The sequence below is a fragment of the Vibrio sp. MarTm2 genome (assembly GCF_027587055.1).
Classification (GTDB): domain Bacteria; phylum Pseudomonadota; class Gammaproteobacteria; order Enterobacterales; family Vibrionaceae; genus Vibrio; species Vibrio sinaloensis_D.
Genome location: NZ_JAPPTK010000006.1, coordinates 21,709 through 32,392 on the forward strand (window position 1 = coordinate 21,709; position 10,684 = coordinate 32,392).

Genomic DNA, 10,684 nt, shown 5'->3' on the forward strand with positions numbered 1-10,684 from the left:
AGAAAGAGCTCCTATTATTGGAGCTCTTTTGATTTACGGACAATGGCTTTAACCATCCCTTTAAAGATAAACAGATGCGCTGGCATCATGGCAAACCAATAGAGCAATCCGAGCAACCCTTGTGGGTGCCACCAAGCGGTCACGTTTAAGACTCGTTTTTCTCCTAGATCTTCAATGGTGAATTCAAGCCTTCCTAAGCCAGGTCCTTTCATACCAAATAGCAGGGATATGAATCGATTAGGTTCACAGCGAATCACCTTCCAAGAATCAATGAAGTCACCGACTTGAAGCTCTGGACCGGGAGGAGAGCGACGAATCGGTTTCTGTCCGCCAAAGAAAATATCCAGCCATTCTCGTGTGCGCCACAGTAAGTTAGCGAAGAAGTACCCTTCTTTTTTACTACCAATCTGGCGGACGACTTTCCACAGCTGCTCACTTGAAAGCGAGGTCTCGATGCTTGCTCCGGTTTGTTTCGGGTAATAGCCATAACCCGCTTGCCAGCGCTTTAGTGCTGCGGGGTCAAATCCCCAAACTTCACTTCGCACAAAGGTTCCCTCAGCAGTAATGCTATTGCTCACCATTTCTCTAAACGAAATAAGAGGTTGAGGGAATCGCTGCCGAATAGCGGTGGAGTCAGCGATAAAATCGTGCTCCAGTCCTGAAAGTAACGCTGCTCCAATGCTCGAAGGTACGGAAGTAACTACGCCTAACCACTTTGACGCCATGGATGGAGTAAGTAGAGACGTGGACCACAGCTTTATCGGCTTTTTAATGACATCACTAATCACGTGGAACTGGTCTCGATAGGTTAGGGTATCGGGACCTCCGACTTCATAGAGCGCATTCTCAGTCGGTGTTTCTTCAGCAAGTGAGAGCAAATAGTGATTGAGATTTGGCAAGGCGATAGGGTTGGCTTTTGAATCTACCCACTTTGGCGTCACGAGTATCGGCATGTTATAGACAAAATCACGCATTATCTCAAAAGCGGCGGAACCGGGACCAATAATGACGCCGGCACGAAGTTCCGTAATAGGCACACCTGAACGACGAATAATGTCACCCGTCATACGTCGAGCTTTCAAGTGCTCAGAGTTGCCCGTCTGTGGCTGAATTGCGCTTAGGTAAATGACATGCTTAACAGCGCTGTTCTCTAATGCCGTTTTGAAGTTTTCAGCCAGGGAGAGTTCGTAGTCAAGGAAATCGTGGCCGTGTGCCATGCCATGGACAAGAAAATAGACTAAATCAAACTGAGGAACTAAGGCTTGCGTTGCATCGAGATCGGCAAGATCCAAATAGCAGATGTTCAAGTTTTGATGGGGGGTGATTCGTGCAGACAAATAATCAATTTGTCGAGCGGCAGCAGTGACATAGTAACCTTTTTCGCACAATTGAAATAACAGTTGCGAACCGACATAACCGGATGCTCCAAGGACAAGCACTTTTTTCATCCATTGCCTCTCTAAAATTGATGGTTTAGATATTCAACTGATCATATAATAAACAGTTAAAATTTCCCATTTATCATACTGTTGTTGTGAATCGGTAACGCCCTATGCTCTCAAATGTTTTATACCACACTAAAGGCGATTTTATTCGCCGCTTAATCGCAATCGCGTTACCCATCACGCTACAAAGTATTATGTTCTCGAGCCGTGGTTTGGTCGATGTCCTTATGCTTGGTCAGCTCGGTGAAGCAGAGATCGCGGCGGTTGGTGTGGCAGCACGGGCGACGTTTGTAACCACCATCATGCTCGTTGGTGTAACAACGGGGGGCGCGCTGCTCACGGCTCAATATTGGGGAGCAGGGGATAAGCAAGGGGTTCGCGAAAGTACCGCATTGACTTGGCTAGTCTCTAGTCTGTTTGCTGCATTCACTGCTGGCTTATTTATCCTCTTCCCAACTCAAATTATGAGCTTGGCAACCAGCGATCAAAACGTTATTGCTCTCGGTGCTGATTACTTGGTGATTACGTCGGTCAGTATGTTTGCGGTTGCTTGTGTGGCAAGTATGGCGGTGGGTTTACGCGCGATGCATAAACCAGGCGTCAGTACCTTTTTTAGTGGCATCGGAATTTTGTCGAACGTATTTCTTAACTGGGTACTTATTTTCGGTAAATTTGGTGTTCCCCCAATGGGCATTAAAGGGGCGGCTATCGCGACGGTTTTAAGTGGCGCGATTGAAGTGATGACCCTATTTAGCTACCTCTATATTCGTAAGCACCTTCTTGCTTTTGGACTCGTTGACCTTCGAAATGTCATCGATTGGCCGCGAATCGTAAAATTCCTAAAGCTCTCTTTGCCGACCACTTTTAACTTCCTCGCTTGGGCTGGTGGGTTGTTTGCCTACCACGCTATTTTAGGGCAATCAGGGGTGCAAGGCTTGGCTGCGTTGTCAGTTATGACACCAGTCGAATCCATTTCTCTTGCACTGTTAATTGGCATGTCCAACGCAGCGGCGGTGTTGGTGGGTAACCAAATTGGCGCAAAGAATTATGAGCAAGTCTATTACCAAGCGCTAGGCGTCACGATTCTTAGCCTTTTAGTAGGGGTTTGCGTGGCATTTTTACTCTATTTGCTGCAAGGGATAGTGCTAGATTCGTTTAGCGCCTTGACTCCAGAAACGCGCGCGCTCTCTGAAAAGTTCATGCTGGTATTGAGTTTGGGGATTGTCCTACGCTCCGTGCCGATGATGACGATAGTGGGGGTTTTACGGGCTGGTGGCGATGTCAAATTTTGCCTGTATCAAGACCTTGTCGCTCAGTGGTTGATTGGCATTCCGTTAGCAGCATTCGCTGCAATAGGTCTTGGATGGTCGCCAGAGTGGATTTATCTTTTGTTTTTGACGGAAGAGCTGCTCAAATGGTTTGGCTCTGTCTATAGAATGACCACGCGCAAGTGGATTCGTAATTTGATCGAAAATTAGACATAGAGCGATAACTTATTGCATTTCGATGCATATCTTGTGATCTAGTATCCAAAATGCTTCCTAGTTACGGCGAATTAGTGTAGATTCACAGTCCGAATTTTTTGTTTTCGAGAGTTTTGATGCTTCAACTAACAGACCTAAGTAAAGGCTATGTGGATGGTGGTGAGTTTCACCCAGTTTTACAAGGTGCTGAGTTGTCTTTAACCCAAGGTGAGCAAATCGCTTTGATGGGAGAGAGTGGTTCAGGCAAGAGTACGTTACTCAACCTAATTGCAGGTTTAGACACGGTTGACTCTGGCGAGATATTGTTCCCAAATTTTACTATGCATCAAGTCTCTGAAAGCAAACGAACGGCTTATAGACGAAACAACATTGGTCTTATTTTCCAGCAGTTTAACCTTCTGCCGACACTCAATGTCGCTGACAACATTCGCTTTTGTCGTCAACTTAAAGGCTTACCTGAAGATCAAGGTTTGTGGCGTCAAATCCTTTCCGCACTTGATCTTATGCCATTGCTTGGCCGCTACCCAGAGGAAGTCTCTGGTGGGCAACAGCAACGCGCTGCGATTGCTCGCGCTTTGTATATGGAACCTAAAATTCTGCTAGCCGATGAACCGACCGGAAGTCTCGATGAACGTAACGCTGAAGCGGTAATGCGATTGCTTACCTCGTTAACTAAGCAACTTGAATGCACGCTTTTACTGGTGACTCACAGTGAGCGAGTCGCTGCCCACATGGAAGGTAAGATTCGTCTTCAAGGAGGACAGCTTCATGTTATGGCCCGTAGTTAAAGCTCTACTTGGCCACTACAGACGCTATCCTTTTCAAATCCTCCTTGTCTGGCTTGGCCTCACTTTGGGTGTTTCACTCCTTGTTGGTGTGAGTTCGATTAACAACCATGCAAAACAAAGCTATGAGCATGGCGAAAAGCTGTTTTCCAACCCTCTTCCATACCGTATTCGTCCAAAACATACGACCAACAAGATCCCTCAAGGATTTTATGTCCAGTTGCGTCGTGATGGCTTCCACCAGTGCGCACCGTTTGAAAGCTTAAGAGTTCATACTGAGCAGGGGGCCGATCTCGTGCTAGTGGGTATTGACCCCGTTGCCATGCTTAAGATGCAAGACAGTGAGATGTTGAAGGACATCGCATCGCTCAAGTTGATGCGTCCACCGTACCCAGTACTGGTTAGTCAAGATCTCGCGGATCATATGAAGTGGCGAAATGGGGATTTTATTCGCTTAGAAGATGCCAGTAAGCTGGGGCCAATCCTAGTCGACACAGAAGGTATGTTGAACGGCACGCGTATAATCGCGGATATGTCGCTGCTGCGCATGTTGGAGCGTCGTTCGGGAATATCGGTTATTGCTTGCGGTGAAATGCCAGAAGCTAAACTGGCTCGACTGAAAGCCTCTTTACCAAATGGTATGGAACTAAGCCGTAGTTCTCGTACTCAACTGGAGTCCTTGACCCAAGCGTTTCATATGAATCTGAGCGCGATGGGGATGTTAGCCTTTTTGGTTGGCCTGTTCATTTTTTATCAAGCGATGTCGTTGTCTTTGGTTCAACGTCAGCCATTGGTTGGAATTCTCCGTCAAACTGGTGTCTCTGGATGGCAGCTCGCTCAAGCGCTGTTGCTTGAACTGATTTTCCTTGTGGTCGTGAGTTGGGTTTGCGGCAACGTGTTAGGGCTATTCTTAGCCAATCAACTGGTTCCTGCGGTTTCAGCCAGTTTAGGCGATCTTTATAATGCTAACGTTGGATTGGCTTTGAAGTGGAGCTTAAGTTCAAGTCTTCATAGCCTCTACCTTTCACTGACTGGGGCGTTTGTGGCTTGTGCTTGGCCACTGATTCGCTTGCTTCGATCGCAACCAATTCGTTTAACAACACGCTTGTCGTTGGTACGTTTTGCAGGCACTGAGTTTACGATTCAAGCGCTACTCGCATGTGCGCTATGTGTTGCAGCGATTGCGATCTATCAAGCCCCTCAAACGCAAGAGTCTGGCTTTGTCATCATTGCATTGATGTTGCTTAGCGTCGCTCTATTTACTCCTTTCCTTGTGTGGAAAGTGTTTGATGGGTTCTCTTACTCATTAAGGTGGGTGAAAGCTCGTTGGTTCTTTGCAGATGCGGCTGCCAGTATGAGTTATCGCGGTGTGGCTACCATGGCGTTTATGCTTGCGATGGCTGCCAATATTGGTGTTGAAACTATGGTTGGCAGTTTCCGCGATACAACGGATAAATGGTTGAGCCAGCGTTTAGCCGCAGATCTTTATATTTATCCAAACACCAACGCTGCCGCTCGTGTAAGTACTTGGCTGAGTAAGCAGCCTGAAGTCGACAAAGTGTGGTGGCGTTGGGAAAAAGAGGTCAACACCCTAAAAGGGCCATTACAAGTGGTTAGCACTGGGGCATCAGAAGGCGAACTCGAAGCGCTGACGGTAAAATTAGGTGTGCCAAACTATTGGTACCATTTGCATCATTCGAAAGGCGTGATGATCAGTGAATCGATGGCCCTCAAGTTGGATATCAGGCCAGGTGATTATGTTGACCTTGCTGAAGGGCTAGGGCAAGGCTGGCAAGTCGTGGGTGTCTACTACGATTACGGCAATCCATACAATCAAGTGCTTTTGTCACATCGTAATTGGCTCTACGCTTTTGCAGGCGGTGGCAGCGTTGCGCTTGGTGCAGTGTTGAATGACGGCGTTAACCCTATGGGATTGAAACGCCGGATGGAGTCTGTATTTAGAATCGACTCTGAACGCATTTTCGATAACAGCCACATCCATAAGCAAGCGATGCGGGTTTTTGATAGAACTTTCTCTATCGCGGATACACTAGGTAACATCACATTGGTGATTGCTGTGTTCGGTATCTTTTTTGCCACGATTGCAGGGGAAGTCTCGCGTCAAAAACACATCTCAGTGTTGAGGTGCTTGGGAATGTCGGGACGGGAGCTCGTCCTAATGGGAAGCTTACAGCTCTTTGTTTTTGGTGCAGTGTCTATTTTGATTGCCATGCCGTTAGGGATAGCCTTAGCGAATTTAGTCGTCGATATTATTATCAAGCAGTCGTTTGGTTGGACGTTAGAGCTGCAATTTATTCCAAGTGCATATTTGCAAACGGGCCTGCTAGCGATGATGTCTTTGGTCGTTGCCGGTGCAATACCAGTGTTAAGAATGATCCGCGGGACCGCCATGAAGTCATTGAGGGAATCGCTATAACATGAGCAAAAAATTAATAGCGTTTCTTCTTGTTGTGCTCGCCGTTTTGTCTTTGGTAGCTGTCATCTATTCTAATCATGACGAAGACAAGAACACCGCGGCTTCAAGCAGCGACGCCGTCAGTTCTGTTTTTCTGGCACAATCGAATCAAGTATTCGAACCTGTTTTGCCTGATGAACCCGTCATTTTGCCGCGTGACTTTGCATTCCATAATGCCTTTCAGCACGAGTGGTGGCACTACTTTGCTAATGTCACGGATCAATACGGTGAGAAGTACGGCATTCAGTGGAGCTACTTTCGAATCGCAAGCAGTGATAGCGATTGGTCGGGTTGGTTAAGCCCGCAGATTTTCGTCTCTCATATTGTGGTGACCCACGGAAAACGCGTGTGGAGAGAACAACGTATTGCTCGAGGTGGCATTGGCCAGGCTGGGATGTCTAACCGCCCATTTAGAACATGGATTGACAACTGGAGTTGGCGTTCATTGGCTCATACGCCATTCCCTGGGCAACTGACCGTATCGACCGATGAGTTTGATGTTCAGTTAACCACGATTACGCGCGGTCCTTACGTATTACCCGGTGAACGAGGTTATCGTCAGAAGCATGATCTTTTACCTGTCTCTTCTTACAACTTGTCTGCGCCGTTCTTGCGAGCCAAAGGACTCCTCAACTTGGGTGATGGCCGCTTGTTAACCGTTCAGGGAAATGCATGGATGAGCAAAGAGTGGGGAAGTGGCTTGATGGCTGAAGGTCAACAAGGTTGGGACTGGTTTGTCCTTCATTTAGATGATGAGCAAACATTGTCTCTTAGCCGTTACCGCCACGACAAACAGTTGCCATATTTGTTTGGCACGCTAGCAACCACAGATGGAAAGGTCGTTGACCTCACGTCAGAGGATGTGAAGATGGCGTCGTTACAATCGACGATGTTACCAAATGGAAAGGTGGTACCTGTTCGGTGGTCTATTGATATTCCGAAGCATGAGATCAGTGTAACGACACAAAGTGTGAATGCTGATTCTTGGCTGCCTTTTGTGATTCCGTATTGGGAGGGGCCAGTGACAACAACGGGGACTCATGATGCGAATGGATTTATGCAGTTGACCGGCTATTAGTGAAACCCGTAGTCAATTTGGGTGATAGAGAGCAGTTTCTCGTGATATGGGAAGCTGCTTTTTGCATTTCTGGGGTTCTTGCTTCATCTTGCCTATAATTGGCTAAAGAAAATGGAAGGAATTGCTCGAGTTTTTATCGGAAATTCCGAAATAAAAACTCTAAACAAGCGATTATTCCTGTGGTTTCGTAAACTATACACTCGTATTCTTTGTTAATCGCTTATTAACATAATAAATATAAGGAAGATATCATGAGTGATATTATTCGCGATTTTTTTAAGATGGAGTCAGCAGGCGGTATTCTGCTTGTTATTACTGCTGCCATCGCTATGACAATTGCTAACTCGCCATTAGGGGAGCTTTACCAGAGCACGCTTCATACTTATGTGTTAGGTATGTCAGTGTCGCACTGGATCAACGACGGCTTAATGGCGGTATTTTTCCTACTTATTGGCTTAGAAGTAAAACGAGAACTTCTTGAAGGTGCGTTAAAGTCTAAAGAGACCGCTATCTTCCCAGCCATTGCGGCTGTTGGCGGTATGCTAGCCCCTGCACTTGTATATGTATTGTTTAACTCTGGTGATCCAGAAGCGATTCAAGGTTGGGCTATTCCAGCGGCAACGGATATCGCATTTGCACTAGGTATCATGGCTCTGCTCGGTAAGCGTGTACCTGTGAGCTTAAAAGTGTTCCTTCTTGCATTAGCGATCATTGATGATCTTGGTGTTGTGGTAATAATCGCACTGTTCTACACGAGCGATCTGTCAACCACGGCATTGGCGATTGGTTTTGCCATGACGGCACTACTGTTCTTCTTGAACTCCAAGCATGTGACCAAGCTAACACCTTATATGATTGTCGGCTTTATCTTGTGGGTTGCGGTACTCAAATCGGGCGTACACGCGACACTTGCAGGTGTGGTTATCGGTTTTGCAATCCCACTTAAAGGGGATAACGGCTCTTACTCTCCATTGAAACACATGGAACATGCCTTGCACCCGTATGTTGCTTTCGCAATCTTGCCTATTTTCGCTTTTGCGAACGCAGGTATCTCGCTAGAGGGCGTATCACTTTCAAGCTTAGGCACTGCGCTGCCACTCGGTATCGCACTGGGTCTATTAGTTGGTAAGCCTTTGGGTATTTTCTCGTTCAGCTGGGCTGCAGTAAAGTTGGGTGTTGCCAAGTTACCAGAAGGGATCAACTTTAAGCATATCTTTGCTGTATCGGTGTTGTGTGGTATTGGCTTTACCATGTCGATATTCATATCGTCACTGGCGTTTGGCCAAGCGAACGTACAGTTCGACACGTTCGCTCGATTGGGCATCCTCATGGGATCAACGGTTTCAGCAGTGTTAGGCTATGTGTTGCTTAGATTGTCTTTGCCAGTTGCAAAAGCGTCAACTGCGAACAATGCAAATGAAGTGAACTCCCACCACTAATTTTGCTAAAGTGAGAACAAAAAGCGCCTCGTCAATGACGAGGCGCTTTCGTATTTAGGGTAGCTACTTCTCTTTCGACGTAAATATCGTCCATTCTTCAACGACAACTTCGCGTAATCCTACAACGGTAGCGGTTACTTTTCGGTTAAGGGCGTGAGAGGTTTCATCGTCACCTTCGGCTTCTAATCGAGTTTCACCATAGCCAACGATGGAAACTCGGCTTGGATCAACATCGAAAGAGATAAGTTCATCTTGCACTGCGTGAGCACGCTTTTTAGACAGCGCCAGATTGTACTCAGGAGCACCGACTTTACTAGCAAAGCCCTGAATTTGAATAGAGGCCGATTGGTATTTTTGTAGAAACTCTGCCATTGTCTGGATCTGGTCAGAAAAGATCGGATTAATCTCGTAGGAATCGTTAGCAAATAAAATTCTTAATTGCCGCTCTTCTTCGTTTTTGAGCGATTCTCCGCACCCGTCATTATCGACAAGGGCACCTTCCGGTGTGTTAGGGCAGAGATCACGGGCGTTAACCACCCCATCTTTATCGTCGTCAGTTAAATCCGCAATTTGCTCTGCAACAGGAGCCGCTATATAGCCGTACTCATCTTGTGCTGTGGTTATAAAAGAACCCGTTGTAGCCAAAACAGACAGAGGAACAATGATTAAAATTTTCATATTTAGTACTCCACTCTTTCGTTCCACTCTTTCGGCGTATCAACGAGTAATGCGTCTAAAAGAATGCCTGTTGCATTCATGACGCGGTATTTTGCGTACTGCTCGGAGTAATGAGCGTCGAGATAGTCTTTTCTCGCCTCAAACAATTCGTTCTCTGTGTTGAGCAAATCAAGCAATGTGCGTTGACCGATTCGATATTGTTTCTCATAGGAGATAACGGTTTCAGCTGCTGAGTCAACATGGTCTGCAAGGAAGTTTTTTTGCTGTAGGGTAAGATCTAGAGCGCTCCAAGAGAGTCGCAATCCTTCTTCAACTTGTCGATATGCGTCATCTCTGAGATCTTTGGCTTTATTCAATTGATACGCAGCTCTTTCTGAAAGATCAGAGTCCGACCCGCCATTGAACAAGTTATATCTCATCCTGATCATCGCGAGTGTTTCTTCGCTTCTTCCTTCATCGCCTCCGGCATCGTCTCGCCAGGTTTGGCTCGCTTCAATAGAGAATGTGGGGTAGAAGCTACCCTTAGATTGTTTGTATTGGAAGCGCGCTGCATCGACATCTATCATCGAGAGCTTGATCACAGGATGGTTGTCGTTGGCTTGAATGATGGCATCAGTGAGTGACAAAGGCAGTTTGCTTTCATCTGCTCTCGGGTAGATCAATCCCAGTGGGTCTTGACCCACCAATCGTTTGAACTGGGTGTGGGTATCAATCAAGTTGTTCTGCGCCGCGAGCAAGTTACCATGTGCTTTGGCAATTCGCGCTTCGACTTGAGAAACATCAGCCGTTGATCCAATCCCTGATTCTGCTCTGCGTTTTATGTCTCTATATATTTCTTTATGAACCGCTAAATTACTTTCAGATAGTGCGAGCACTTCGGTTGCTTTGACCGCATCCAAGTAAACATCAGTTACTTTTAATGCCATGTCTGACGCGTCTGATAGGAGTTGCAAACGTATGGATTCGGCTTCTGCCGCAGTTCTATCCATATCGTTAAGTGTCGCTGACCCATCCCAAATAAGCTGAGTTAGGCTCACGGTCGCTTCTTTTCTAGTTAAGTTAGTGGTGTCTCTCCGGGTCGAATCTGCCGGACTGATCCTTTCGTAACCGATGCCCGCATCCAGATCAATGCTAGGAAGGTAGGCGCCTTCAGCCGCAGAATTTTGTTTTACTGCGCTCTTAAACTCATTAAACACAGCTTTAATTTCTGGGTTGGTTGCAAGGGTAATCGCGACTGCTTGCTCTAAAGTTTGGCTATGACTATTAAAGCTAGCGAGTGCGACACAACTGGCAATCATG

8 protein-coding genes are annotated in these 10,684 nt (G+C 46.6%); 5 read left to right on the top strand and 3 right to left on the bottom strand.

What is annotated here, in order from left to right:
* Positions 1-14 precede the first annotated feature (14 nt).
* On the bottom strand, positions 15-1,448 hold the full coding sequence (locus OH458_RS13150) for a DUF2867 domain-containing protein (protein WP_269978646.1): 1,434 nt from the start codon (positions 1,446-1,448) through the stop codon (positions 15-17).
* Between the two features lie 104 nt (positions 1,449-1,552).
* Between OH458_RS13150 and OH458_RS13155 the strand changes: the two genes are divergently transcribed.
* The 5 genes from OH458_RS13155 to nhaA all read left to right on the top strand — a co-directional run bounded on the left by OH458_RS13155 (position 1,553) and on the right by nhaA (position 8,707).
* Positions 1,553-2,923 carry an MATE family efflux transporter gene (locus OH458_RS13155; RefSeq protein WP_269978647.1) on the top strand — a complete coding sequence of 457 codons (1,371 nt, stop codon included), beginning with the start codon at positions 1,553-1,555 and terminating at the stop codon, positions 2,921-2,923.
* Between the two features lie 122 nt (positions 2,924-3,045).
* The gene (locus OH458_RS13160; RefSeq protein ID WP_005471946.1) at positions 3,046-3,717 is read left to right on the top strand and encodes an ABC transporter ATP-binding protein; all 672 of its coding nucleotides are present in this window, start codon (positions 3,046-3,048) and stop codon (positions 3,715-3,717) included.
* The gene (locus tag OH458_RS13165) at positions 3,698-6,151 is read left to right on the top strand and encodes an ABC transporter permease (RefSeq protein WP_269978648.1); all 2,454 of its coding nucleotides are present in this window, start codon (positions 3,698-3,700) and stop codon (positions 6,149-6,151) included. Before OH458_RS13160 ends, OH458_RS13165 begins: the two co-directional genes overlap by 20 nt.
* 1 nt (position 6,152) lies before the next feature.
* Positions 6,153-7,268, top strand: a complete 1,116-nt coding sequence (locus OH458_RS13170; protein WP_269978649.1) for a lipocalin-like domain-containing protein — start codon at positions 6,153-6,155, stop codon at positions 7,266-7,268.
* A 251-nt stretch (positions 7,269-7,519) separates the two neighbouring features.
* The gene (gene nhaA / locus OH458_RS13175; RefSeq protein ID WP_269978650.1) at positions 7,520-8,707 is read left to right on the top strand and encodes a Na+/H+ antiporter NhaA; all 1,188 of its coding nucleotides are present in this window, start codon (positions 7,520-7,522) and stop codon (positions 8,705-8,707) included.
* A gap of 63 nt (positions 8,708-8,770) precedes the next feature.
* Here nhaA and OH458_RS13180 read toward each other — a convergent pair whose 3' ends face one another.
* Positions 8,771-9,385: an OmpA family protein gene (locus tag OH458_RS13180; protein WP_269978651.1), complete on the bottom strand. Its 615-nt coding sequence runs from the start codon at positions 9,383-9,385 to the stop codon at positions 8,771-8,773.
* 2 nt (positions 9,386-9,387) lie between these two features.
* Positions 9,388-10,683, bottom strand: a complete 1,296-nt coding sequence (locus tag OH458_RS13185; protein ID WP_443088521.1) for a TolC family outer membrane protein — start codon at positions 10,681-10,683, stop codon at positions 9,388-9,390.
* Between the last annotated feature and the right edge of the window lies 1 nt (position 10,684).